Below are 25,070 nucleotides of genomic sequence, written 5' to 3'. Positions count from 1 at the left end.
CGGCACAATAAGGAGCACGTCCATGAAGAGAAGACAGTTTCTCGGCTTGCTGGGCGCCGCGGGGATCACGGCCACCCTGGGCACGACTGCGCAAGCCGCCGGTGGCAAATCCTTTGACGGCTATCCTGATGCAAAAGGCGTCCTTTTCGACGCCACCCGTTGCATCGGCTGCCGCAAATGCGAGGCCGGCTGCAACAAGGTCAACAAGCTGCCCGCGCCGCCCAAGCCTTTTGAGGACCTGGCCGTCCTTGAGAAGGAACGCCGCACGGATGAAAAGACCTATACTGTTGTGAACAAGTACCAGGGCAAGAGCGGCCCGCTGTTCCGCAAGATCCAGTGCAATCATTGCATGGAGCCTGCGTGCGCATCGGTCTGCTTTGTCCGGGCCTTCACTAAGAATCCCGATGGATCTGTGACGTATGACGCCGACGTCTGCGTGGGCTGCCGTTACTGCATGGTTGCTTGCCCGTTCAACGTTCCGGCTTACGAGTACGACGATCCCCTGACCCCCCGCGTCATGAAGTGCACGATGTGCCATGACCAGATCCAGAAGGGCGAGATCAACGCTCCCGGTTGCGTCATCTCCTGCCCCAAGGAAGCCCTGACCTATGGCAAGCGCGACGATCTCATTGAGATCGCCCGCGAGCGCATGAAGAAGAATCCTGGCCGCTACGTGAAGCACATCTACGGCGAAAAGGAGATGGGCGGCACCAACTGGCTGTACATGGCCGGCACCGACGGCTTCAGCGCGCTGGGCATGCGCGAGGACCTGGGCACCAAGAGCGTGCCAGAGATCAGCGCTGGTCCGCTGTCCGTCGTTCCCATGGTGGCGGCTCTCTGGCCGGCGCTGCTGGGCGGCGTGTGGGCCATGAACAAGCGTAAAGAAAAGGTGGCCGAGGAAGAGCAGAAGGCTGCCGTTAAGGCCGCCAAGGCCGCCACTAAGGCCGAGGGCGAAGCCAAGCTTGCCAAGGCCATGGAGAGCGCCGAGCGCGACAAGGTCCAGGCCGTGGAGCGCGAAGTGAAGCGCGCCCTTGAGGAGGCCGAGGCCGCCCGCAAGGAGGCCGAAGCCGCCAAAACCGAAACCGCCGACAAAGACGGGGAGGGGGCCTAAATGACTACCGAGAACAAGTCTCTCATGACCCCGGTGAACATCATTACGGGAATCATCCTGGCCATAGGCCTGGTGATCACCGTGCTGCGGTTCACCAAGGGCCTGGGCACGGTCACCAACCTCGATCAGAACAACCCCTGGGGTGTCTGGATCGGATTCGACCTGCTGTGCGGCGTCGCATTGGCCGCCGGCGGATATACCACCAGCTCCGCCTGCTACCTGTTCGGCATGAAGAAGTATCACTCCGCAGTTCGCCCGGCCATCCTGACGGCCTTTTTGGGCTACGCTCTGGTGGTCTTCGCCCTGCACTTCGATGTGGGCCGTCCCTACCGCCTGGTGTACCCCATCTTCCTGCAGCCCGGCACCACGTCGCTCTTGTATGAAGTGGGTCTGTGCGTCTTCCTGTACGTCACTGTGCTGGCCATCGAATTCAGCCCCGCCGCCCTCGAGTGGCTGGGCATGAAAAAGCTGCGCAACACCGTGCACAAGCTGACCCTGGCCTTGACCATCTTCGGCGTGGTCCTGTCCACCCTGCACCAGAGCTCCCTCGGCGCCCTGTACATCGCCGTGCCCAGCAAGCTGCACCCCCTGTGGTACTCGCCTTACCTGGCCGTGCTCTTCTTCGTGTCGAGCATCCCGGCAGGCCTGTCCATGGTCATCTTCGAAGGCACCCTGGCCCACAAGCCCTGGCACCACATGATGGACAAGACCCACCTGGACGAGCACGAAGGAGTCATCCTCGGCTTTGCCCGCGGGGCCTCCATCGCACTTGCCGCCTACTTCTGCGTGAAGCTGGTCGCCGTGGCCTACGACAACAACTGGCACTACCTGGCCACCGGGTGGGGCGCGTGGTGGCTGGTCGAGGTTCTGGGCTTCGTGGCCCTGCCGAGCCTGCTCTACGCCATCGGCTCCCGCGAGAAGAACATCAAGCTCATCAAGTGGACTGCCGCCCTTACTGTGGTCGGCATCATCCTGAACCGCTTCAACGTGTCCATGGTGGCCTTCAATTGGCAGCTCCCTGCCGATCAGCGCTACTTCCCGAGCCTGATGGAAATCATGCTCTCCATCTTCGTGGTGACAGTGGGCGTGACGGTGTATCGTTTCATCGTCAGCCGCATGCCCATCTTCTTCGAGCACCCCGAATACAAGGACGCCCACTAAAGGAGGCGCATCGTGGATTACTACGTTTATCACGACTTCATGATGCACACCAAGAGCATCACCTACATCCTGATGGGTCTGTTCGTGGTGGGTTTTTGGGGCATCTGGGCGTTCATTACCTCGCGCGACGAGGAACTCCATAAGTTCCCTGAGCACGACAAGGAGTAGGCCATGTATCAGATCATCACCGGACCTCTTCTGTGGCTGACCTTCCTGGTGTTCGTGGGCGGGCTCGCCTGGCGCGTGTACACCTACGTCAAAGGCCTGGACTGGAAGCTTGACCGCGTAGCCTACGGCACCCAGACCGCCCATGGCGTGCGCGGCGCGGCCAACAGCATCCTCTCCTGGGTCGTGCCCTTCGGCTCCCAGGGCTGGAAGGTGAAGCCCATCTTCACCATCATGTTCTTTGTCTTCCACATCGGCATAGTCATCACCCCGCTGTTCCTCCTGGGACACGCGGTGATTCTTAAAATGCGCTTCGGCATCAGCTGGCCTGCGCTGCCCATGTACATGGCCGACATCCTGACAGTTGGCATGATGATCGCCGGCGTGTGCATCATCGTGCGCCGCATCGCCCTGCCGGAAGTGCGCATCATCACGAGCTTCTACGACTACCTCCTGCTGGTCATCACCATCGCCCCGTTCTTCACGGGGTTCATGGCCGTGCACCAGCTTGGCGGCGACTACAAGGTCTGGCTCTACGCGCACATCATCTCTGGCGAAGTGATGCTCCTTGCCATTCCCTTCACCAAGCTGTTCCACATGGTGGGCTTCTTCCTCACCCGCGGTCAGATTGGCATGGACTATGGCATTAAGCGCGGCGGCATGAAGGGCACGAATATGGCCTGGTAGGCTTAAAGCCGCCACGCCCCCAAAGCAGTCAAGGAGACGAAAGCAATGCCCGAAGGTAAGTTCTGCAACCGTACGCCCGTGAACACCCAGGAAGACCTTGAGGCCCTCCTGGGCGACAAGGGCGGCAAGCAATACTACGCGGAAATGGAAGAGCTTGACGTCGACAAGGCGAAGCTCGCCACGTCCCTCAAGAACACCTGCAAATCCCGCCTGCGCACCTGGCTCGACATGTGCGCCCACTGCGGGCTGTGCGCCGATTCCTGCTTCCTGTACCTCTGCAATGATCGTGACCCGAAGCAGGTCCCGGCCTACAAGATCCAGTCCACCCTGGGCGAAATCGTCAAGCGCAACGGCGATGTCGATAACGCCTTCATGCGTCAGGCCATGGAAGTGGCCTGGAGCCAGTGCACCTGCTGCAACCGCTGCGGCCAGTACTGCCCCTACGGCATCGATATGGGCGTTATGTTCAGCTACACCCGCGGCCTTTTGTACTCGCAGGGCTTTGTTCCCTGGGAGCTCAAGATCGGCTCGGGCATGCACCGCGTGTTCAAGGCCCAGATGAACGTTACCGACGAGGACTGGACCGAGACCTGCGAATGGATGGCTGAAGAGGCTCAGGACGAATGGCCTGGCCTTGAGATCCCCATCGACAAGCAGGACGCGGACATCATGTACACGGTCAACGCCCGCGAGCCCAAGCACTACCCGGAGGACATCTCCGAGGCCGCAGTGCTGTTCCACGTGGCTGGCGAGAATTGGACCGTGCCCAGCTCCGGCTGGGAGCAGACCAGCCTCTCGCTTTTCGCGGGGGACTGGGAGGCCTGCACCCTGCAGGTGAAGCACGTGTACGCCGCCATTGACCGCTTGAACCCCAAGCGCGCCGTTGGCACCGAGTGCGGACACGCACACCGCGCCACGGTCATTGAAGGCCCCTACTGGGCCGGACGGCCCGACGGCCTGACGCCCAAGCCGTACCTGCACTACACGGAATGGCTGGCTGAGGCCCTGCGCGAGGGCAAGATCAAGATCGACCCGGCCAAGCGTATCAAGCAGCTGGTGACCTTGCAGGACTCCTGCAACTACATCCGCAACTACGGCCTGAAGAAGATCACCCGCGAAATCGTCAGCTACCTTGTGGAGCCCGGCTACTTCGTGGAGATGAGCCCCAACAAGGAGCACAATTACTGCTGCGGCGGCGGCGGCGGCTTCAACGGCATCGGCCGTTTCCGCAAGCAGCGCAACCGCGCCCTCATGGTCAAGCGCGACCAGATCCTGGACACCGGCGCCAAGCTGGTCATCGCGCCCTGCCACAACTGCTGGGACGCAATCCGCGACCTTGAGGAAGAGTTCAAGATCGGCATCAAGTGGAGCTTCCTCAAGCCGCTGGTCATCAGCATGATGATCGTGCCGGAGCACTTGCAGCCGCAGGAAGAAGAATAGGTCTGCCTCGCATTGCGGGGGGAGAGGCCGAAATGAGTCTCTCCCCCCGTTTTTCGTCATAACATCCCCCTGAACTCGGAGAGTCCATGCGCCTGAGCACAAAGAGCCGGTACGGCACAAGAATGCTCATCGACATCGCCGAGAACTACCATAGCGGTCCCGTCTCGGTGGCAGAAATCGCCTCGCGCACCGGCATCAGCGAAAAATATATGGAGAAGCTCATCAGGCGCCTGAAAAAGGCAGGTCTGGTGCTCTCCAAGCGCGGGCCCAAAGGCGGCCATGTCCTGGCCAAGCCCGCCGCCAGCATCACCGTGGGCGACATCGTGCGCGCCCTGGAGGAATGGGTGGTTCTCAAGGGCTGTTCCCTCAGCCGCGACACCTGCGCCTCTTGCTCCCGTCTTGAATCCTGCCCCACCAAGGATGTTTGGGAAAAGGCCAACCAGGCCATGTTTGAGACCCTTGACACCTACACCCTGCAGAGCCTCCTCAAATCACTGCCCTAGCCCCCCGAAAAAGGTGAAACGTATTTTTGCGCATGGCACCTTGTGCCTTGTGCGTGCATGGTCTAAAGGTTGTACTAGGGAAGGCCGATAGGCTTAACTGCATTGGTTCTTCACCTGTCTGATAACCTTTGTTTTTTGGGGACGTGACGCTTGGTGATGGCTTCGTGTCCTTAAGGTCCGCCCGGAAGCCCCTCGCGCTGCCGGGACAAATTTTTCCGCGGAGGGCTCTCCATGCTCAAGAATTTCAGTCTGCGCACAAAACTGCTGGGCGGCTTCTTGATCGTCGCAGTGATCACGCTCGTCGTTGGTGGTCTGGCATTTTACCAGCTTAGCTCGCTTGCTGCAAAGAGCGCCAAGATCAGCACTTCCGACTTGCCTGGCGTGCAGGAGTCTTTGACTATCAAGTCCGAAATGTATTTCGTCGGGCAGTCATTGCGCACCCTTATGAGCGCTGAGGTGCCCAAGGAAGTCCGCCTGCGGCAGTTCGAGAACATAAAGAAATCGCGCGAGCGTTCCTCAAAGGCCTTTGAATCCTATTCCAAGCTTGAGGTTGACGACAAGGCCAAGGCCCTTTTTGAGGATCTCAAGGCCAAATTTATCGCCACGCGCGAAGCCAACAACAAGGCCTTGGAAATGGCTGATCAGGTCATTCAATCTGATTTGCTCCGGCCTGACGCTTTGACGGCTGGCCTGCAGCAATTCAGAGGTGATCACTACAGGCTGATGGACCAGGTTTCGGCCTTGATCCTGTTCGGCAAGAGTTTTGAAGGCGGAGATGACCACACCGCATGTAATTTCGGCAAGTGGTCGAGCGGTTTCAAGACCGAGAACAAGGTCGTGGCCGAGGCATTGTCCACGGTGGCCGCATCGCACCAGCGCTTCCATCAGTCTATTTCTGATATTAAGAAGCACATGGCTGGCGGTGCTGGCGGCGCAAGCAAGGCCAAGGCCGTCTTCAGCGAGGTCACCAGACCCTCGGCGGAGCTGACCTTTGAGCAGTTCCGCAAGGCGCTTGAGGAAGCCGACAAGGGCCAGCGGCTCTTCAGCGAGATGAGCGGCGTGCTTTTAGGCGAGTCGCGTACGCGGATGAATGCGGCCCTGGAAGCAGCCAACGCTTTGTCTGACTACCATGAGGCCACGGCCGAGGCCGCCTCAAAGGAACTCACCATCAGTTCCGCCATCAGCCGCACCGTGGTGCTCGTAGGGGTGTGCCTTGGCGTGCTCATCGCCCTTGTGCTCGGCATTGCCCTGACGCGCAGCATCACCCGGCCCGTGCTTCAGGGCGTGGACTTCGCCAAGCGCATGGCCGAGGGCGACTTCACCGGCCATCTGGCCATAGACCAGAAGGACGAGATTGGCGTGCTGGCCCGGGCCCTGAACGACATGGTGGGCCGCCTGCGCGTCGTGGTCGCAGACGTTCGCGGGGCCACGGACAACGTGGCCTCTGGTTCGGAAGAGCTTTCTGCGTCAAGCGAGTCCCTGTCGCAGGGCGCAACGGAACAGGCAGCTGCCATTGAGGAAGTATCCTCCAGCATCGAGGAGATGGCCTCCAATATCCGTCAGAATGCCGACAACGCCCAGCAGACCGAGCGCATCGCCTTGCAGGCCGCCAAGGACGCCCAGGAGGGCGGCGTGGCCGTGGGCAAGGCCGTTGTGGCCATGAAGAACATCGCGGAGAAGATCTCCATTATCGAAGAGATAGCGCGCCAGACCAACCTGCTGGCCCTGAACGCGGCCATTGAGGCCGCCCGCGCAGGCGAGCACGGCAAGGGCTTTGCCGTGGTGGCTGCGGAAGTGCGCAAGCTGGCCGAGCGCAGCGGCAACGCAGCGGGCGAGATCAGCGAATTGTCCAGCTCCACTGTGGTTGTGAGCGAAAAGGCCGGCGAGATGCTCATGAAGCTCGTGCCGGACATTCAGCGCACGGCGGAGCTGGTGCAGGAAATCGCCGCCGCCACCGGCGAACAGAACTCTGGAGCGGACCAGATCAACAAGGCCATTCAGCAGCTCGACCAGGTCATTCAGCAGAACGCCTCTGCCTCCGAAGAGATGGCCTCCACCAGCGAGGAGCTCTCAAGTCAGGCTCAGCAACTGCAACAGACCATGAGCTTCTTCCGCGTGGATGGCGGGGCAAGCACCCTGCGCGCCAGCAAGCCGAAGGCCCTGCCCGCCGGACCGTCGTCCCGCAAGGCCCCGTCGCGCCCTGCTCCGCGTCCCGCGCCTTCCGCCCCTGCGGCAGGCAAGAAGGGCGGTATTGAGCTTGACCTGAGTCCAGACGCCGAAGATGGCGAGTTCGAGAAGTTCTAGGCCGGGCAGCGGCCTCTAGGAGACGACATATGGCAGAGAAAAGCGCCATTGAGATCAGTCAGCACCTGACCTTCACCCTGGGTAAGGAAGTCTTCGCCCTGGACATCGCCAGCGTGCGCGAAGTGCTTGAGCTCACCTCCATCACCAAAATTCCGCGCACCCCGGACTTCATGCGCGGCGTTATCAATCTGCGCGGGCACGCCGTGCCTGTCATGGATCTGCGCCTGAAATTCGGCATGCCCAAGGCTGAAACCACGGTGGACACCTGCATCATTATCGTCGAGGTGGACTTCGAGGGCGACCGCATCATCATGGGCGGCATGGTGGACTCCGTGCGTGAAGTGTTCGAGCTTCCGTCCGACCGCATCGAAAGCGCGCCGCGCATGGGCACCTCCATCAGCACCGACTACATCAAGGGCATCGGCAAACAGGATGACGTGTTCATCATCATCCTGGACATCGCGCGTATCTTCTCCGCCGCAGAGCTGGCCTTGGCCCGCGAAACGCAGAAAGACGCCGCGTAGCAGCAAAAGATCAACCGGGGGAAGGGGGAGGCTCTGCCTCCCCCTTCCCCCGGACCCCCTTTCCCCTCCGCCAGGGGGCATGCAACCCCTGGACCCGCAGGGCCAAAGAGAATCCCCGGAGCGCAACGCGCTCCGGGGATTCTCTTTGGGGTCAGGGCGGAAAGATAGTGGGCTGGGAGGGCGCTTGATACCCGATAATTGGATCTCCCCCGCGTGCAGTCTTGCCCGGCGGCTTTGCGTTGGGCAAGACTGCACGCAGGGGAGAGTCCAGAGAGCCTTGCGCCCTCTGGCTGGGGTGCCAGGGCGGAGCCCCTGGCGTTGACTACTTGGCTGTGTAGCGCTCTATCTGCTGCTTGTATTCGCCAATGCCATCGGCGATGCCATGCGCGAGGGTCTTGAGGTAGGCGTCAGTCTTGAGGCGTGCGGCCTCGGTCTTGTTGGTGATGTAGCCTATCTCCAGCAGAGCGGAAGGCATTTTGGCGCCCATGAGCACATAGAAGGGAGCTTCGCGGTTGCCGTGGTCGGCCACGGTCCACTTGTTGCGGATGGCCGAGAGGCCCTGGCGGTGGACAACGCGCGCCAGATCGACGCTTTCTTTGATCTTGGAGGTCAGCATGAGGTCGGTGAGGATCATTTGCAGGTCGCTGATGTTCTTGTCGGACACGGAGTTTTCTCGCGCGGCTACCCGTACGGCGTCAGGAGTGCGGGCCAGATTCAGGCTGTAGGTTTCGAGGCCCTGCATGGTGGGATCTGCGTGGGCGTTGCAGTGCACAGAGATGAACAGATCCACCCTCTTTGCATTGGCTATGGCCGTGCGCTCCTCCAGGGCCAGGAAGTCATCCGTGGTGCGCGTGTAAATGACGCGGAACCCGCGGTCCTTGAGGATTTTGCCCAGGATGAGAGCCATGCGCAGGTTCACGTCCTTTTCCATGAGCCCGAAGCCGCGCGCGCCAGGGTCTTTGCCGCCGTGCCCTGCATCGATCATGATGGTGCGAACGGTGAGACCCAGTTGCTCCACCAGGTTCTCCGCGAGCTTCTTGCGGCTGCCCTTGGGCGCCTTGAAGTCCGGGGCAGGCGGAGGTTCGACCGGGGCCGAGATGGGGGGCGGCGTGCTGGCCTTGGCCTCGCTGGTGCTGAAGGCGTCGATGACCAGACGGAAGGGAGCGTCGAGCACAGTGACGCGATAGTCCTTAATTTCGGAGAAATCGAGCACCACGCGGGTGGAGTCTGGTTCTTTGTGGGCCACGCGGATGTGCCGAAGGATGCCCCCAGTCACCTGCTGCTCTTCGGCAAGCCCCGGACGCGCCTGCGCCCCAAGGAGGTCCACATAGAAGCGCGCGGCGTTTCCTTTGCCCCCCTGGTGCTCCAGAAGCTGATAGCGGTACTTTACGCGGGAATCGAAATCCAGCACCACCCTGGCGTTTGCTCCTGTGTTTTTGGGGCGCACCTCCAGAAGCTGCGGCTTGTCTGCGGCGCTGGCGGGGCTGGTGTCGGCGTGCGCAACATCTGGCGCGTGAACGGTCCTTTTCGCAGTGCCCTTTGGGGCTTGGGCGGCGCGGCGTTGCAGGGCGGCGGCCTTTCCTGCAAGAGGTGAGCGCGGGTAGGAGCGTTGAATGGTCTGGAAGTCGCTGGCTGCGCCTTCGGGGTCAGACAGACGTTCGAGTCGAATGGTGCCTCGGTGCAGCAGGGCGTCGGGGGCCAGCTGATACTTGGGGAAGCGCTCCGCGCAGGCCCCGAAGGTCTCGGCGGATGCGAACCAGTCGGCCTTTTGGCCGGTTTTTTTTGCGATTTCCTGCTGCACGCGCGCCAGGAAGAAGGTGGCCTTGGCACCGTTGGGGCCGTCGGGGCGGGTGCTTCTGGCCTGCTCCAGTTCGTGCTCAAGCTTGCGCAGGGCCTCTTTGGTGACGTTCTTTCGGGCCAGCAGGGTCTGGAAGCGCCGAACCGGAGCGTCGGCTGGAAGATCGCCGGACTTAACGGCTGCCTTGGCGGCCAGGGCCAAGTCCGGCGGCAGCAGGCACAGGGATAAAAACAGGAGCGCCACGAGCCAGAAAGCCCTGCGTCCCGTGCGCCCAGCGCAGTGCTTGTTCCCTTTCGGCATGGTCCTCCGGGCAGGTCGCGGCGATGCGCACACTCCTTGCTCCGTTCATCATTCCTTAGAATCTACAAAAAGTCCAGAGAGAGTGTCGGTAGGCATAAGCGCCGAAACCGGGCTCGGGTGGCTTGACCCGTGGGCCTGCCAAGGCTACCACCCGGCCATGCGCATCCCTGAACTGCTTCTGCCCTGTGGCGACATGGAATCCTTGGAAACGGCCCTCTTGTATGGCGCCAACGCTGTCTACCTGGGGGCCGACGGCCCCAATCTGCGCGCAGGCGCAGCCGGGTTCGCCGGCCAGGGCCTTGTGCGGGCGGCTGCCCTGGCCAGCGCCGCTGGCGTGCGTGTCTACGTCTGCCTGAACGCCAGCCCGCGCGAGCAGGATCTGCCCCTGGTGCGGCAGGGCCTGGAGCAGGCTGTGGAGGCCAAGGTGGACGGGCTCATCGTGGCCGATGCGGGAGTGGCTCGGCTGGCCCTTCGCGTGGCCCCGCACCTGCCCATCCACGTGAGCACCCAGGCCAATACCCGCAATTCCGAAGGCCTGGCCTTCTGGCGCGATCTTGGAGCCACGCGGGCCAATCTTGCGCGTGAGTGCGCCGCCGGTGAGGTCGCCGCCCTGGCCCGCGCCCGTAATGCGCAGATGCCGGGATTTGAACTGGAGATTTTTGCCCACGGCGCGCAATGCATGGCCCTTTCCGGCCGTTGCGGGCTCTCGGTGCACATGGTGGAGCGCGGCGTGAACCAGACGGGCCGCACGGCCTGCATGGGCGCGTGCGCGCATCCCTGCCGCTACGAGTATCGCCTGCGGGCCGTGGTGGAGGAAAGAAAGCGCTTGGGCAGCGAGGCCTGGGAGGTGCTGGAGCAGTGGACCGATGCTCCCAATGCGCCGGGAGAGGCTCCGTGGGCGCAGTTTTTTGCGCCGCAGGACCTGTGCCTCCTGTGGCACGCGCCCTGGTTGGCGCGCCTGGGCGTGGACGCCCTCAAGATAGAGGGCCGTACGCGCAGCTCGGCCTATCTGGCCGTGGTGGCCGATGCCTGGCGCTTCGCCCTGGACTCTTTGGCGAAGAATGCATTTCAGCCCCGCGCGGCCCTTGCGGAGCTGCGCCACGCGGCCACGCGCTCGCTCACGGCGGGACTATTCGGCGCCGACGCCCGGCGCGAGATTCCCGGCCTGGACAGGCTGGCCCCGCGCCGCCAGCCCATGCTGCGGGTCATCGGGCCGGCAAACGCCGATGCCACGGCCTGGGACGTGGAGCTCAAAGGCACCTTCGACACCAGACGGGCCGAGGGCATGACCCTCATCCTGCCCGGCTTGGAGCGCCCTGTGCTGGCTGCTGGCAGCTTCCGGTTGGAGCATGGTCCGGGCTCCAGCACTCCTGGTCTGCCGACGGACGTTGGGCATCCGGGCATGCGCGCGGTGCTGCGCGCCGAGCACCCGGGGATCAGGTCCGGCATCTTTGCCCGATGACACGCCGCCGCTGATTGCCGGTGCGCGCCCCCTTGGCAACAGCCCTGCGGCTGGTGTAGGGGTGGTTCAAATGGAGGAATCTATGGGCGGTACAGTGACGATCAATGAAGATGAATGCATCGGCTGCGAGACCTGTTGCGAGCTCGCCCCCGGCGTGTTCCAGTTCGATGCGGACTCCGGCAAGGCCAAGGTGGTTAACCCTAGCGGCGCTTCGGATGACGATATCCAGGCGTCCATAGACGCCTGCCCGGTCACCTGCATATCCTGGGAGTAGTTCCGGCCAGATCGGAGGCGGCGGCGGGGGAGGCGAAGGAGTCTCTCCCGCCCGTTTGCCTGCGCTTTGCCCCTAGCGTCCGGCCTCGGCCAGCTTGGCCAGCCCCTCGGGGTCAAGCACGGCCACGCGGTTGCCGGAAATTTCGATGAGCCCCTGGTCCGTGAGCTTCTTGAGCGCGCGCGACAGGGTTTCGGGAATGGTGCCCAGATAGGACGCTATCTGGCCTTTGGGCAGGTCCAGGGTGAGGTCGTCACGGTTTTGCGAGGCACGCAGGAGCAGCAGGTAGCCTGCCAGGCGCTCCGGCACCTCTTTCAGGCTCAGCTGGGCGATCTGCCCCACAAAGGCGCGCAGCCGGGCGGACAAGAGCGCCATGACGCCCAGGGCCAGCTCCGGGTCGCGCCGCAGCACCTCCACAAATTCCTTTCGCGGAAAGGATAGCATGAGGCTGTCCTCCAGAGCCTGCGCGCTGGCCGGATAGGTCTTGCCCTCGAAAACCGGCACCTCGGCAAAGGCTTCGCCCGCGCCAAAAACGTGCAGAATCTGCTCCTTGCCCGAGGGCGCCGCCCGGTACACCCGCACTTTGCCAGATACTACAGCATAGAAGTGTGTGCCTGGCTGGCCAGCCTCGAACAGGGTATCCCCGGCCTTGGCGCGCTTGAGCAGAGCGATGTCCGCAAGGCTCGTCAATTGCGCCTTGGGCAGCCCCTCAAAAAGTTTGATGACCGCCAAAGCCGAAAGCTTGTCCTTTTCCATGCCGCACCTCCGCGTCGGTTTTGACTTTAGTCATGGATGCGGAGAAGCACAACTGCAAGTATGGGCAAAGACGCGGGGCCAAGGCCGCACTCTTGTCACGCTCGTCTGCTCATAAGGAACCGCCAATGACGCCGTTCATGCTCACCCTGGCCGTGCTGGCTCATGTTCTTCTGGCCGCCCATGCCCTGCGTCGGGGGGACTGGGCCCTGTGCGCCGGGCTGGCGGCGTTGCCGCTGGCGTACGTGACGCGGCTTGGGGCGGTGCGGCTGGTGGCCGCCGCCGTGCTGCTTTTGGGAGCCGCCCAGTGGGTTTCCACCGGGCTGGACTTTGTGCAGCTGCGCCAGGCCCTGGGCGAACCGTGGCTGCGGCTTGCTCTGATCCTTTCCGCCGTGTGCGGCGTGACTCTGGCCTCCGGCCTGTGGCTGCTGGGCGCTCGCGCCCAAGCCTTGTTTCATCGAGGCCGCGAGGTTGAGATCCCGCAAGCCATGGCGTTTTTGCTCAGCGCAGGGTTGCTGGTCCTGGCCAGGAGCAAGGCCAGCGCGCCCGTGCTCCTGGCTGACCGCTTCCTGCCCGGCTCCGGCTGGCTGGAGGTGCTTTTGCTTGCCGCATACGCGGGGTGGCTTGCTGGCCGCATTCTTGATCCGCAGGAGCACAAGCGTTTGAGGCCGCGCATCTGGGCGCTGTTCTCCGCGCTGTTCTTCGGCCAACTGGCCCTGGGGCTGGCAGGGTTCACCGACCTGCTCATGACTGGCCGTCTGCACTTGCCTGTGCCTGCGCTCATCGCCGCTGGGCCGATCTTTCGCGGCGGCGGGTTGTTCATGCCCATCCTGTTCGCGTCCACGGTGCTGCTTGTGGGACCGGCCTGGTGTAGCCATCTGTGCTACATCGGGGCCTGGGACGACGCGTGCTCGCGCCTGGGGCCAAAGCCTCCGCACGCGCTTTCGCAGCGTTGGTCCATCGGCGGGAGGCTGACTGCGCTGGCGCTGGCCTGCGGCGGTGCGCTGGCCCTGCGGCTGCTGGGCGCGCCGGTGCTGGTCGCTGTGTGGCTGGCGGCTGGGTTTGGCCTGCTGGGCGTGGGGGTGATGCTCCTGGCATCGCGGCGCATGGGGACCATGGCCCACTGCACGGCGTTCTGCCCCATCGGCCTTGCGGGCAACCTGCTGGGACGGTTCATGCCCTGGCGCATGGGCATCAGCCTGGACGCCTGCACCCGTTGCGGCTCCTGTGCGCGGGCCTGCCGCTATTCGGCTTTGACGCCCCTTCAGATTGAGGCCGGGAAGCCGGGCCTTTCCTGCACCCTTTGCGGCGACTGCGTTGGGGCCTGCCCGCACGACGCCATGCACTACCGCTTCCCCGGTCTTTCCTCCGCCACTGCGCGAGCAGCGTTTTTGACCCTCGTGGCTGCGCTGCACGCGGTGTTTTTGGGCGTGGCGCGGATATGATCCGGCAGGGCTACGGCTGCGGCTGGACGGGTTTGGGCAGGCGCCACTTGCGGCGATAGGCCACGAGGCGAAGAGCCAGGGCTGCGGCAAAGACGGCCAACAGCGAGAAGGCGCTGAGGATCTGCGCAGCGTGGAGCGCATAGACGGCTGCGCCCAGGAGCAGGGCCACGCTGCCGTAGAATCCGCCGTGAAGGACCTCTGGCACCTCGTTGACGAGCACGTCGCGCAGCATGCCGCCGCCAGTGGCGGTGAGGAACGAGAGGGCCAGGACGCCGAAGAATTGCGCCTGGGCCTGGATGCCGATGACTGCGCCGGAAAGGCCGAAGGCCGCCAGCCCCACCGCGTCGCTGACCACGAAACTCCAGCGCTGCTCCAGTTGCGGCAGTTTGTGCAGCTTGAGCAGCATGGCCAGAAGCACCACGGCTCCGGTGATGAGGAAGGGCTCGGCATCGCGCACCAGGGTCACGGGGCGTCCGATGAGGATGTCGCGGATGGCGCCGCCGCCATTGGCGGTGAGGAAGGACAGGACGAACACGCCCATGAGGTCGAGGCCCTTGCGCACCCCGGTAAGGAAGCCGGACAGGGCGAAGGCCGCCCCGCCCACGAGGGAGGCGGCGTAAAGCGTCTGGGTTGAGAAGTCGAATGCCATGGATTGTGACGCCCGCCTTCGCGCACCGCGGCCACTGATGTCGACCGGGCGCGCCTTCCCGCTTTATTCTTCCTGCTTCTTGGCCTTCTTCTTCACCGGAGTCTCGTCGTTCGCGGCCTTGGCCTTCTTGGTTGCCTTGGGCTCCTTTTCGGCCTTGTCCTTCTTGCTGGACTTCGTGGCTTTTGTGCCTGCTTCAGGCTTGTCGGCCTTGTCCTTTTTGCTCTTCTTGGACTTGGCAGGCTTGGCTGCGGCGTCATCCCTGTCAGCCCGTTCAGCCTTGGAGACCTTGGCGGATTTGCTTTTGCGCTTGGGTTTCACCGGCGGTTCCGGCTCGTCGTCCATGTCCCCGTCGTCGGTTTCCGGGGCCTTTTTCAAGGCCGTCATGCCCTGCATGGCCGTCAGGTTGCGCGGAAAGACGTTGAGCGATCGCAGGAACAGGGTCTGGGCCTGCTGGGTCTGGCCCTTGCCCATGAGCGCCCAGCCCATGCCGCCCAGGGCCGAGGCGAAGGGCTTTTCCGGGTTGTAGGTGCGCAGCCAGTCAAAGGCGTGCAAGGACTTGTCGTACTTCTGCTGGTGATAGGCGCTCCAGCCAAGCTTATCCATGAGGTGGCACCACTTGTCCCAGGAGGAGCCGGTGAGCGGCGCCCGGGGAAGGATCTTGTCGAAGCAGGCTTCGGCCAGGGCCCAGTCGGCCTGGAAATAGGCAGTGGCTCCGAGGCCGAACAGGGCCTCCATGCTGCCGGGGTTGGTGGCGAGGATGCGCTCGAACCCGGCGCGGGCGGCGGGCAGGTTCATGGCGTAGAGCTGGCTCCAGCTCAGATCCTGGGCCAGGGCGCTCAGTTCCGTGTGCTGGGCCAGGAGCTGCGAAAGTTCCTGGTCGTCGAGGTAGGCGGGGTCGAGGTTCAGGCCGGACAGCAGTTCCGCGCGGGCCTGCTCGTGCTCTCCCTGGGCCATCAGGGCAAAGGCCAGGCCGTAGCGCGGCGCAGCCAGGCCGGGGTCCAGGGTCACGGCGCGGCGGAAGTCGCGCACGGCATCGCGGATGCGGCCTTCGCTGAGCGCCGCAAAGCCGCTGGTGCTCATGCGGTCCAGGCGCTCAAGGCGCGACTTTGGGGACTGCTGCTGGGCGGCGACGGCTTCCTTGTCGCGTCCCTGGCGGGTGAGCATCAGCACAAGGGCGCGCCAGGCCAGGGAGTTCTTGGGGTCCAGGCGCACGGCGTCGCGCAGGTGCGGCTCGGCCAGATCCAGGTGCCCGCGGGAAAGCAGGGCCAGGCCGTCGCCCAGGTGAGCGTCTGCGTCGTCCTTGTTTACGGTGATGAGGGTCTGGAACAGGGCGTGGGCCTTGTCCTCCTGCCCGGCCCAGAAGCTGGCCCAGGCCAGGGCGCGGCGGCCCGGACGGCTATTGGGGTTCTGGCGCAGGTATTCTTCCAGGTACGGGGCCGCAGTGGTGGGGTAGAGCTTGCGTGCGTATGCCTCGCCCATTTCCAGAAACAGTTCCGTGTATTCCGGGCGCGAGCGCATGAGCTCCAGCACTTCCGGGGTGGCGGCGAAGTCCGGGTTGAGGAAGATGGCTTCAGCAAGGCGCTGGCTGGCCTGTTCGGCGTTGCCCTGGCGCGCCAGGGTTATGCCCATGCCGTACGCCGCTGCGGGGAGCGAGGGGTTCTGGCGGCGCGCCTCGGCAAAGGCCGCCATGGCGTCTGCGTGTTGGCCCAGGCGCAGGCGCGCCCAGCCCAGCCCGTTCCAGCCCGTGGTGGAGCGTTTCTCCTGGGTCACCAGACGGAAGTATTCGGCTGCCGCCGCGTCGTATTCGGCGCGGTCATAGAGGATGCGCGCAGCGGAGAGGCGGCTGTCCACGTAGTCGGGCCTTGCTTTAAGGGCTGCGCGGAAGTTGTCCAGCGCTTTCTGGGTGTTGCCCTGGGAGAGCTCCAGGTGCCCCAGGGTGTTCAGGCCCAGGGCGTTGGATGGGTCTGCGGCCAGGGCGCGGGCGAGAAACTCGCGCGCCTGGTCCGGGCGGCCCATGGCCATTGCCGTGGCGGCCATTCCCACCAGGGGGTCGGTCGACATTGGCTTGAGCCGGGCGGCGTCGCTGAAGGAATCCCAGGCGCGGTTCAAATGGCCCAGGCGCAGGAAGCTCCAGCCCATGCCCAGGTGGCTTGCGCTGTCCTGCGGATCCACGTCGTCCAGATAGGAGGACAGTTTGGACAGGGCCTCCATGTAGTCTGCTTGGTGAAAGAACGACAGGCCCCAGTCCTTGAACACCGGGCGAAGTTGCGGATCGGCCTGTATCTGACGGCCCAAGGGTGCGGCCATGTTCGGATCCAGGCTCACCAGGCGGCGCAGGATGGGCAGGGCATCCGCCGGGCGTCCCAGGCCGAGCAGGGTGCGGGCCTGCCCCAGCAGGGCCTCGGCCCGGTAGTGTTGTCCTCCTGCAAGAGAGGCATACAGTGACAAGGCTTCACTGGCGTTGCCGCCGGTTTCGTGCAGACGGGCGGTTTTGAGGCGGGCAAGCTCGTCGCGGGGAGCATCTCCCGGGAAGCGCGAGTTCTTGCGGGGCACCTCGGCCCAGGCGGACATGGCGCCTCTCGGGTCGGCCAGCAGGGCGCGGGCGTCGCCCAGGGCGACGAACAGTTCCTTGGGCGAGCCCAGGACGTTGGGCCCCTGGGTTGCGGCCTCCAGCTGCTTCAAAGCCTCAGGGGTCTGGCCGCGTCCCAGGGCGATGAGCCCCAGAGCCAGGCGCGCGTCGGCAGGCACGGATTCGCGCAGCATGTCCGGAAGGGCCGCCGTGGGCGCGGCCTTAGCCAGGGCCTCGTTCAGCGTGCTCACTGCGGCGGAGGTCTTGCCGCGGGCGTAGAGGGTCCAGCCTGAGCCCAGCAAACCGACGCTCTCCATGGCCGGATCGTTGCGCACCAGGGAAAATTCTTCTTCGGCCTCGGGCAGCTGATTCATGCGCAGCAGGGCGAAACCCAGCACCGCGCGCACGTGGGGGGCATCCGGCCCTTCTGGCGCAGGCGGCGGCGGGGTCGCGGGCGGCTGGCCCATGGGCTGCTGGGGCATGGTCTGCGGCGTATGCTTGGGCAGGGTTGCACGCAGGACATTAAGGGCTTCCTGGTATTTGCCTTGCCGGTATAGTTCAAGGCCTTGCACGTAGGGCGAGTCGGCCCGGGCCGGAGCCGGAGTCATGAGACAGAGGCAAAGGGCCAGCGTCAAGGCCGGTGCGAGGATGGCGAAAAGGGCGGACACGCGGGCGCGCATGGATTCTCCTTAGGGTGGGCTCGCCAAGGCTGTCGATGGACTGGCGGCGGCCAGCGGAGACTATGCCCCAAGGGGAGCGCTTTCGTCCACAACCTTGCGCGTTGTGGTTGCGGGACGTTTCTCCGTTGCGGCGGCTATTTCGAGGGCGCAGGCTCTTGGGCCTTGGGCCGCTCCAGGGACTTGTCCAGGCTCTGGTTCAGGCGGTCCAGAGCCTGGCGCGACATCTCCATGACATCGCGCAGGGATTCGCGCAGCGCCGCGCGGGGCGACTTGCCCGGTTGCGCCGGTGGGGCCGGGGGCGCGCCGCTGTCCATGGCGGCAAGGCGCTGGTTGGCCTCATCAAGTGAGGCGCGCAGGGCGTCCACATCCTCCGCCAGGCGGGCGCGATCCTCAGCGGTCTCGCGCTCCAGGCGTTCCACGCGCTCGCGCAGGGTTTTGATCTCGGCGTCTTGAGCCGAGGACTGGCCCTTGCAGCCCACAAGGGCCAGAACCATCGACAGAACCAGGAGAATACGGGCTAGCGGCATGGCTAGAATTGGGAAAGGTCGATGTCGCGGCTGAACTGACCCGGCGCTTCCTTCACCACGGCCTGCCCGGCGATGATCCGCTGGCCGTCGAAGGCGAGGGTTGGGCCGCCGTGGAGTTCCCAGCCGTTGTTCAGGGCCTCGCTTACGCGCAGGCAGAAATTGGCGTCGTCCGGGCCGGTGAGGTAGCGGTAAAGCTTCATGGGCGTCCTCTTCAGATGGGTGTTTTGCGCACGGGCGTCCGGGCAACGATCTTGTTGTAGTAGTCCTGCTCCGCCTCCAGAAACACCGGGCGACGGCGCGACTCGTTGAGCCGGGTGATCATGAGGTTCAGGCGCTGCATCTGGCGGTAGCGCTCGGCCTCGTCGGTCATGGCGGACAAAAGCTCGATGGCGCTGTTGATCTCGCGCTGGGCCTCCAGTTCCGGGGGCAGGCAGCCAGCGTTTTTAAGCACGCGCCAGGCCATTTTGAGTTCTGGCGGAACATGGGCGTCGTCGTTCAGGTCAAGGGGCTTGCCCCGACCTGGGAGGTCGTCGAATTCGCCGTTCTCCTGAGCCGTTCTGATGCGCTCCTCGGCGATTCTCTCGATGAAGGCCAGCGACAGACTCATGGCGCGATGGTGCGACGGCTGGGGCCGAAAGTCAATATTTGGGAGCCCTCCAAAAATCGGCGCGGACAACTCTTTACACAGTGCGCGCAGTGCTTATATTCTCATCACAAGGGGCGCAAGCCCCAGTTGATACAACAAGCGGCAGGAGGGAGGTAGCAGCCAGTGTGCAAAGCTCGCAAAATCTGGCGGATTGAGCCGCCCCTGATCTCGAAAGAGATCCACACAACGAAAAGTGCGCCGTAATAAAGAGCCCCGATGTCCAAGCCCAGAAACGGACCGGAGCCAGCCGGGTGAACCGGCAACGGCGCACGACTCTTTTGTCGTTTCCGGCACAACATAATCCGCACAAGGAGCCCAGCTAAACATGGCGCCATGGTATGTAGCTGTCCTCATGGGCCTCGTTGAGGGGCTCACCGAATTTCTGCCTGTGTCCAGCACCGGGCATCTCATCCTCGCCGGGCACATGCTCGACCTCACCGGGCCTAAGGCCCAGACCTTTGAGGTCGCCATCCAGCTTGGAGCCATCCTCTCCGTGGTTGTGCTCTACCGCGACCGCTTTATGGGCCTGCTTCGCTCCGACCCGGCCCGGACCTTCTCCGGTCCGCGCGGCATTCTTCTGTTGTTCTTGACCTCGCTGCCCGCTCTGATCCTCGGCTTTCTGGTCCATCACGCCATCAAGACCCATCTTTTCGGGCCGCGCACTGTGGCCCTGGCCTTTGTGGTCGGCGCGCTGATGATGTTCGTCGTCGAGGCGCGGGCCGCGCGCCAGAGCCGCGTGCGCAAGGTGGGCGGGCTGGACTCCCTGAATCCCGGCCTGGCGCTGGGCATCGGCTGTTTCCAGTGCCTGTCGCTGTGGCCGGGTTTCTCGCGCTCCGGGGCCACCATCATGGGCGGCATGCTCCTGAATGTGGACCGCAAGACCGCCGCCGAATACTCCTTTCTGGCCGCAGTGCCGGTCATGTGCGCCGCGGTGGGTTACGATCTGCTCAAGAACTGGCGGCTCTTCGAGGCAGACGACCTGTCCTTCCTGGCCATCGGGTTCGTGGTGTCGTTCATTGCGGGCTGGGCTGCGGTGAAGGGCTTCATCGGGCTTGTTTCGCGCATGACGCTCCGCCCTTTCGCCCTGTATCGCCTGGCATGCGCGCCGCTCATCTGGTTCTTCTGGCCAGCATAGACCGGAAGTTGCGCAGCCTCGCCAGCGCCCGGACTCCGGGCCTTCCCACCATGACTTGAAATTGCGCTCGCAATACGTTATGCTGCGCTATTGGCCGAATAGCGCCCCGTTTTTTCATGTTATTTTTTCAGGAGGACTCCGTACATGACCCGCAAGGACCGCACCGAGGGCATTTACAGCCGTCGCGAGGTGCTCGACGATTCCGAGCGCCGCCAATATTATCAGCTGCAGCTCAAGGACCTCTTGTCCTACGCCTACCGCTATTCCGAGGACGTCAAAAAGCGTTTTGACCGCGCCCAGTTCAATGTGGACAAGTTCAAGGCGCTTGCCGATCTCAAACATGTGCCCATCCTGAAGAAAAAGGAACTCATCTTCCTGCAGAGCATGGGCCCGCGTCTGGGCGGCCTGCTCACCAAGGATCTTGGCGAACTGCGCCGCGTGTTTCTGTCCCCGGGTCCGATTTTTGATCCTGAGGACCGCATGGACGACTACTGGGGCTGGACCGAAGGCTTCTATTCCGTGGGCTTCCGCCCCGGCGATGTGGCCCAGATCACCCTGCCGTACCACATGGCCCCGGCTGGCCTGATGTTTGAGGAGCCCCTGAAGAACCTCGGCTGCGCGGTGATCCCCGCTGGCCCAGGCAACACCAGCTCCCAGCTTGAGATCATGCAGAAGCTGCGCGTCACCGGCTACATCGGCACGCCCAGCTACCTGCTGCACCTGGCCCAGAAGGCCGAGGAGAGCGGGCTTTCCCTGCGCAAGGACCTCTTCCTGGAAGTGGCCTTCGTGACGGGCGAAAAGTTCTCCGAGAAGATGCGCACCACCCTTGAGAAGAAGCTCGACTGCGTCATGCGCCAGGGCTACGGCACGGCGGACGTGGGCTGCATCGGCTACGAGTGCTTCCACAAGTGCGGCCTGCACCTGTCCAACCGCGCCTTTGTCGAGATCTGCCATCCGGACACCGGCATTCCGCTGAAGGACGGCGAAGTGGGCGAGATCGTGGTTACAGCCTTCAACAAGACCTACCCGCTCATCCGCCTGGCCACGGGCGACCTCGGCTACATCGACCGCGCGCCCTGTCAGTGCGGCCGCACCAGCCCGCGCCTGGGCAACATCGTGGGCCGCGTGGACACCACCGCCCGCATCAAGGGCATGTTCGTGTACCCGCACCAGGTGGAGCAGGTCATGGCCCGCTTCGAGGAGATCAAGCGCTGGCAGATCGAGGTCACCAACCCCGGCGGCATCGACGAGATGGTGCTGTCTGTGGAGTCCGGCGCCTTCAAGCGCGAGGACGAGCTGCTGCACACCTTCCGCGAGAAGATCAAGCTGCGCCCTGTGCTCAAGATCCTGGCCCCCGGAACCCTGCCCCCGCAGATTCGGCCCATTGAGGACAAGCGCTCCTGGGATTAGTCCCGCGCCCTGAACATATGGGAGCACCCATGCCTTCCCCGACATCTTCCCGCGCCCTGGCCGCTGCACACAGCAGAGGCCGGGGCGCGGCCCTTTTCGCCGCCCTGTTGCTGATTCTGCTCACCGCCTGCGCGCGCCCAGCGCCCATGAACGAGCCCATGGCCGTGAGCTTCCTGCCCGCCCCGGGCGAAATGCTCACCGACGCGGGCGACCGTCTGACGCCGGAAGCCTTCATGGCCAAAAGCCGCGATGCCGCGTACGTGCTCATCGGCGAGTCCCATGGCAACGCCTGCGACCACGAGGCCGAGCGCCGGGTGCTGACGCTTCTTTCCCACCAGGGAAAGGGCCCCGCCGTGGGCTTTGAGATGGTCCCGGCCAAGAACAGCACAGTGCTCCAGGACTTTGTGGCGGGCAACATTCGCCCAGAGGACCTGGAGGCGCGCCTGGACTGGGGCAAGACCTGGGGCCATCCCTTTGGCCGTTATCTGCCTGTGTTTCTGGCCCTGCGGGAGTGGAAGCTGCCTGCGGCGGGCTTGAACGTGCCCCCGGACGTCATCCGCAGGCTCTCCGCCGCAGCCATGAACAACGCCACCTCCGACGACCCCGTGGGTTCCCTGTCCGCGGAGGACCGCCAGTGGCTCCCGAAGCAGATCATCGAGCCCGCGCCGGAGCAGTTGGCCTTTTTGAACGAGGTCATGAGCAGCCACCCCCCTGCCAAGGGGAAGGCGCGCAGCATGGACGACCCCAGGCAGCGCGAGCGCTTCCTGCTCATCCAGAGCGTGTGGGACTCGGCCATGGCCGAGCGGGCCGTCGCCTTGCGCGCTTCCACGGGACGGCAGGTGGCGGTGCTTGCTGGCACGGCCCATGTGGAGGGCGGCCTGGGCATCGCGCGGCGCATCAAGGTGCTGGACCCCGGCGCCTCGATCCTGCTGGTTTCGCCCTGGCGCGGCGACGATCTGGACCCGGATGACGCCCAGGTGCGCGTATACTGCCCCATCAGCTTTGAGAGCCGCATGGGCATGGTGCTTGAGAGCAGGCCCAACGGCGAGGACTCCCTGGTGGTGGTCGCCGAGGTCCGGCGCGGCAGCCGCGCCGAGGCGGCGGGCCTGCGCCCCGGAGATCTGGTGGAGCGGGCGGGCGGGTACCGCATGAATTCCCTGAACGGCCTGCATCTTGCGGGCAGCGACGCCTTCCGCGAGAAGAAGAGCCTGGTGCTGGGCATCCGGCGGGGCGCGGCCTGCTACACCTTGGACCTGGGGCCCTTGGGCCAGCCGGGGCAGCAGCAGTCGGACCAGCGGCAGCCCAAGCCCGACCAGCCTGTGCCTGAACAAAAGCCGTAATCATGCCTGAACTGCCTGAAGTCGAAACCATCGCCCGCACCCTGGCCCCGGACGTGGTGGGCCGGGACATCCTGGGCGTCGCGGCCCCGGACCCCTCGGCCCTGCACCCGGATCAGCAGAGCTTTGCGGCGCTGGTCGCCGGGCGGCGGATTGAGGCTGTTGGCCGACGCGGCAAGCTGCTTTTGCTGCGCCTGCACGACCAGGGCGTCATCGCCGTGCACCTGCGCATGACCGGACGCGTGATGGCCTATGGCCCCGGCCAGGAGCCGGACCGCGCTCGCGCGGTGCTGGAGCTTTCGGGCGGGGTGCGCCTGGGTTTTTCCGATGTGCGGCGTTTCGGGTCCATGCACGCCTTTGCGGCGCAGGGTATCGAGAACTGGCCCTTTTACGCCAGCCTGGGGCCGGAGCCGCTGACCATGACCGCGTCAGAATTTCGTTTCCGTCTGGGCCAGGGCCGGGCGCGGATAAAGGCGCTGCTGCTTGACCAGCACGTGGTGGCGGGCATCGGCAACATCTACGCCGACGAATGCCTGTTCCGGGCAGGCATCCGGCCCGATGCGCCGGCGGGCGGCATCTCGCCAAGGCGGCGCGACATGCTTTTCGCCGCCGTGCAGGTTGTGCTCGCCCAGGCCATTGCCGAAAACGGCAGCTCCATCCGCGATTACCGCGACGCCAAGGGCGATGCCGGAGCTTTCCAGAATCATTTTCGCGCCTATGGCCGCGGCGGCCAGCCTTGCCTGGTGTGCGGGCAAACCATGCAGGCCATGCGGGTGGCTGGGCGCACCAGCACTTTTTGCCCCAGGTGCCAGCCCCCTCACGCTGTGTTGGAATGAAGCGGTTGGGCTGATCCCTGTCCAGCGAACTACGCAGTCTTTGGCTCGCCGGGGCTGGCCTCTTCCCTTTCGGCTCAGCCCGGCGTATGGTGAATTTAATTCATCCCCCCCAGACAAATTGGAGGAACGACATGCAAGAAAGACCCGGCAGCGTCACCATGCGTGGCAACCCGCTGACCCTTTTGGGGCCGGAAATCGTCGTGGGCCAGAAGGCCCCGGACTTCACCCTGGTCAACAACGACATGGGAACCGTCACCCTGTCCGACTACGCTGGCATGGCCTTGGCTTTGGTCAGCGTGCCGTCGCTGGACACCCCCGTGTGCGCGGTGGAGACCCGGCGCTTCAACGCCGAGGCCGCCAAGTTGGGCGCCGGAGTGCGAATCCTCACCATCAGCATGGACCTGCCCTTTGCCCAGAAACGCTGGTGCGGGGCCATGGGCATCGACAAGGTGGAGACCCTTTCCGACCATCGCGAGGCCGCTTTCGGCCAGAACTACGGCGTGCTCATCAAGGAGCTGCGCCTGTTGGCTCGCGCCGTGTTCGTGGTGGACAAGAACGGCATGGTCACCTACTCGGAACTCGTGAAGGAGATCGCCGACGAGCCCTTCTACGCAGGCGTCCTCACCGCGCTTTCCCAGGCTGCAGGCTAGCGCCGCAGTTGCCCGGCGCGCCTCATTCGAAGAGGGGCGGGGCGTATTCTCAGCACATGAAAAGGCCGGGCGCTCTCGCACCCGGCCTTTTCTTGTCTTTTTTGGGGCCGCTAACCGCCGGTCTTCATGCGCTCGATGAGCGTGCGCAGGCTCTGGGTCTGGTTCGCCAGCTCGCCCACGGCCTGCGCCGACTGGCGCATGGCGTCGGCTGTTTCGCCGGAGATGCGGTTGATGTCTTCAATGCTGCGGTTGATTTCTTCGGATGTGGCCGACTGCTCTTCGCTGGCCGTGGCGATGGAGCGCACCTGGTCCGTGGCCGTATCCACCAGCGACACGATTTCGTGCAGGGCCTCGCCGCTGGTGTTGGCCAGCTTGGTGGCTTCCTCCACCGTGTGGACGGCGCGGTCCACGTTGTCCATGTTCTTGCGCGCCCCTTCCTGAATGCCCCGGATGGCGTCGCCCACCTCGCGGGTGGCGTTCATGGTCTTCTCGGCCAGCTTGCGCACCTCGTCGGCCACAACGGCGAAGCCGCGTCCGGCGTCGCCTGCGCGCGCGGCCTCGATGGCGGCGTTGAGGGCCAGCAGGTTGGTCTGGTCGGCGATGTCGGAAATGACGTTCATGATCTGGCCGATGCCCTCGGCCTGCTTGCCCAACTGGCCCATGTCCTCCTTGAGGGACATGGACACGCTCTGCATGGTGTTGATGCC

General features: G+C 64.3%; 24 protein-coding genes. 16 read left to right on the top strand and 8 right to left on the bottom strand.

Features of this window, described 5'->3' with window-relative positions; translation table 11 throughout:
* Positions 1 to 22 precede the first annotated feature (22 nt).
* The 8 genes from hmcB (at position 23) to Q8O35_RS02355 (ending at position 7,895) form a co-directional block, all read left to right on the top strand.
* On the top strand, positions 23 to 1,111 hold the full coding sequence (hmcB, locus tag Q8O35_RS02390) for a sulfate respiration complex iron-sulfur protein HmcB (RefSeq protein WP_305570190.1): 1,089 nt from the start codon (positions 23 to 25) through the stop codon (positions 1,109 to 1,111).
* Positions 1,112 to 2,272 (top strand): sulfate respiration complex protein HmcC, encoded by a 1,161-nt coding sequence (gene hmcC, locus Q8O35_RS02385; RefSeq protein WP_305570188.1) that lies wholly within the window; start codon positions 1,112 to 1,114, stop codon positions 2,270 to 2,272.
* A gap of 12 nt (positions 2,273 to 2,284) precedes the next feature.
* Positions 2,285 to 2,440 (top strand): sulfate respiration complex protein HmcD, encoded by a 156-nt coding sequence (gene hmcD / locus Q8O35_RS02380; RefSeq protein ID WP_305570186.1) that lies wholly within the window; start codon positions 2,285 to 2,287, stop codon positions 2,438 to 2,440.
* Positions 2,441 to 2,443: 3 nt separating this feature from the next.
* Positions 2,444 to 3,124, top strand: coding sequence for a sulfate respiration complex protein HmcE (gene hmcE / locus Q8O35_RS02375; RefSeq protein ID WP_305570184.1), 681 nt, complete (start codon positions 2,444 to 2,446; stop codon positions 3,122 to 3,124).
* Between the two features lie 45 nt (positions 3,125 to 3,169).
* The gene (hmcF, locus tag Q8O35_RS02370; RefSeq protein WP_305570182.1) at positions 3,170 to 4,564 is read left to right on the top strand and encodes a sulfate respiration complex iron-sulfur protein HmcF; all 1,395 of its coding nucleotides are present in this window, start codon (positions 3,170 to 3,172) and stop codon (positions 4,562 to 4,564) included.
* Positions 4,565 to 4,650: 86 nt separating this feature from the next.
* Positions 4,651 to 5,067, top strand: a complete 417-nt coding sequence (locus Q8O35_RS02365; protein WP_305570180.1) for an Rrf2 family transcriptional regulator — start codon at positions 4,651 to 4,653, stop codon at positions 5,065 to 5,067.
* Positions 5,068 to 5,298: 231 nt separating this feature from the next.
* Positions 5,299 to 7,371: a methyl-accepting chemotaxis protein gene (locus Q8O35_RS02360; RefSeq protein WP_305570178.1), complete on the top strand. Its 2,073-nt coding sequence runs from the start codon at positions 5,299 to 5,301 to the stop codon at positions 7,369 to 7,371.
* Positions 7,372 to 7,400: 29 nt separating this feature from the next.
* Complete coding sequence (locus Q8O35_RS02355) at positions 7,401 to 7,895, top strand: chemotaxis protein CheW (RefSeq protein ID WP_305570176.1); 495 nt, start codon at positions 7,401 to 7,403, stop codon at positions 7,893 to 7,895.
* 322 nt (positions 7,896 to 8,217) lie between these two features.
* Here Q8O35_RS02355 and Q8O35_RS02350 read toward each other — a convergent pair whose 3' ends face one another.
* Positions 8,218 to 9,993: an N-acetylmuramoyl-L-alanine amidase gene (locus tag Q8O35_RS02350; protein WP_305570174.1), complete on the bottom strand. Its 1,776-nt coding sequence runs from the start codon at positions 9,991 to 9,993 to the stop codon at positions 8,218 to 8,220.
* 157 nt (positions 9,994 to 10,150) lie between these two features.
* On the opposite strand from Q8O35_RS02350, the gene Q8O35_RS02345 reads away from it, so the two are divergent.
* Together Q8O35_RS02345 and Q8O35_RS02340 are read left to right on the top strand one after the other, a co-directional pair.
* Positions 10,151 to 11,455, top strand: a complete 1,305-nt coding sequence (locus tag Q8O35_RS02345; protein ID WP_305570172.1) for a peptidase U32 family protein — start codon at positions 10,151 to 10,153, stop codon at positions 11,453 to 11,455.
* Positions 11,456 to 11,537: 82 nt separating this feature from the next.
* Entirely contained in the window at positions 11,538 to 11,729 is a 192-nt protein-coding gene (locus Q8O35_RS02340; protein ID WP_305570170.1) for a ferredoxin, read from the top strand.
* 72 nt (positions 11,730 to 11,801) lie between these two features.
* Here the strand turns inward: Q8O35_RS02340 and Q8O35_RS02335 are convergent, their stop codons facing one another.
* The gene (locus tag Q8O35_RS02335) at positions 11,802 to 12,482 is read right to left on the bottom strand and encodes a Crp/Fnr family transcriptional regulator (RefSeq protein ID WP_305570168.1); all 681 of its coding nucleotides are present in this window, start codon (positions 12,480 to 12,482) and stop codon (positions 11,802 to 11,804) included.
* 125 nt (positions 12,483 to 12,607) lie between these two features.
* Between Q8O35_RS02335 and Q8O35_RS02330 the strand changes: the two genes are divergently transcribed.
* Complete coding sequence (locus Q8O35_RS02330) at positions 12,608 to 13,924, top strand: 4Fe-4S binding protein (RefSeq protein ID WP_305570166.1); 1,317 nt, start codon at positions 12,608 to 12,610, stop codon at positions 13,922 to 13,924.
* Positions 13,925 to 13,934: 10 nt separating this feature from the next.
* Here the strand turns inward: Q8O35_RS02330 and Q8O35_RS02325 are convergent, their stop codons facing one another.
* The 5 genes from Q8O35_RS02325 to Q8O35_RS02305 all read right to left on the bottom strand — a co-directional run bounded on the left by Q8O35_RS02325 (position 13,935) and on the right by Q8O35_RS02305 (position 18,956).
* The gene (locus tag Q8O35_RS02325) at positions 13,935 to 14,573 is read right to left on the bottom strand and encodes a trimeric intracellular cation channel family protein (RefSeq protein ID WP_305570164.1); all 639 of its coding nucleotides are present in this window, start codon (positions 14,571 to 14,573) and stop codon (positions 13,935 to 13,937) included.
* Positions 14,574 to 14,636: 63 nt separating this feature from the next.
* Entirely contained in the window at positions 14,637 to 17,822 is a 3,186-nt protein-coding gene (locus Q8O35_RS02320) for a tetratricopeptide repeat protein (protein WP_305570162.1), read from the bottom strand.
* Positions 17,823 to 17,956: 134 nt separating this feature from the next.
* Positions 17,957 to 18,349: a hypothetical protein gene (locus Q8O35_RS02315; protein ID WP_305570160.1), complete on the bottom strand. Its 393-nt coding sequence runs from the start codon at positions 18,347 to 18,349 to the stop codon at positions 17,957 to 17,959.
* Between the two features lie 2 nt (positions 18,350 to 18,351).
* On the bottom strand, positions 18,352 to 18,549 hold the full coding sequence (locus Q8O35_RS02310) for a DUF1737 domain-containing protein (RefSeq protein ID WP_305570158.1): 198 nt from the start codon (positions 18,547 to 18,549) through the stop codon (positions 18,352 to 18,354).
* 11 nt (positions 18,550 to 18,560) lie between these two features.
* Entirely contained in the window at positions 18,561 to 18,956 is a 396-nt protein-coding gene (locus Q8O35_RS02305; protein ID WP_305570156.1) for a DnaJ family domain-containing protein, read from the bottom strand.
* Positions 18,957 to 19,320: 364 nt separating this feature from the next.
* On the opposite strand from Q8O35_RS02305, the gene Q8O35_RS02300 reads away from it, so the two are divergent.
* The 5 genes from Q8O35_RS02300 (at position 19,321) to tpx (ending at position 24,363) form a co-directional block, all read left to right on the top strand.
* Complete coding sequence (locus Q8O35_RS02300) at positions 19,321 to 20,130, top strand: undecaprenyl-diphosphate phosphatase (protein WP_305570154.1); 810 nt, start codon at positions 19,321 to 19,323, stop codon at positions 20,128 to 20,130.
* A 144-nt stretch (positions 20,131 to 20,274) separates the two neighbouring features.
* Positions 20,275 to 21,540 (top strand): phenylacetate--CoA ligase family protein, encoded by a 1,266-nt coding sequence (locus tag Q8O35_RS02295; RefSeq protein ID WP_305570152.1) that lies wholly within the window; start codon positions 20,275 to 20,277, stop codon positions 21,538 to 21,540.
* Positions 21,541 to 21,569: 29 nt separating this feature from the next.
* Positions 21,570 to 22,880, top strand: a complete 1,311-nt coding sequence (locus Q8O35_RS02290) for a ChaN family lipoprotein (RefSeq protein ID WP_305570150.1) — start codon at positions 21,570 to 21,572, stop codon at positions 22,878 to 22,880.
* Positions 22,881 to 22,882: 2 nt separating this feature from the next.
* Entirely contained in the window at positions 22,883 to 23,713 is an 831-nt protein-coding gene (mutM, locus tag Q8O35_RS02285) for a bifunctional DNA-formamidopyrimidine glycosylase/DNA-(apurinic or apyrimidinic site) lyase (RefSeq protein WP_305570148.1), read from the top strand.
* A 131-nt stretch (positions 23,714 to 23,844) separates the two neighbouring features.
* On the top strand, positions 23,845 to 24,363 hold the full coding sequence (tpx, locus tag Q8O35_RS02280) for a thiol peroxidase (protein ID WP_305570145.1): 519 nt from the start codon (positions 23,845 to 23,847) through the stop codon (positions 24,361 to 24,363).
* Between the two features lie 110 nt (positions 24,364 to 24,473).
* On the opposite strand, the gene Q8O35_RS02275 is transcribed toward tpx, so the two are convergent.
* On the bottom strand, positions 24,474 to 25,070 hold a 597-nt coding region (locus Q8O35_RS02275), incomplete at its 5' end, for a methyl-accepting chemotaxis protein (RefSeq protein WP_305570143.1).

The organism is Humidesulfovibrio sp. (assembly GCF_030689645.1).
Taxonomy (GTDB): domain Bacteria; phylum Desulfobacterota; class Desulfovibrionia; order Desulfovibrionales; family Desulfovibrionaceae; genus Humidesulfovibrio.
Note: the sequence above shows the minus strand (reverse complement) of the source record. Positions and strands in the feature narration are given on the sequence as shown.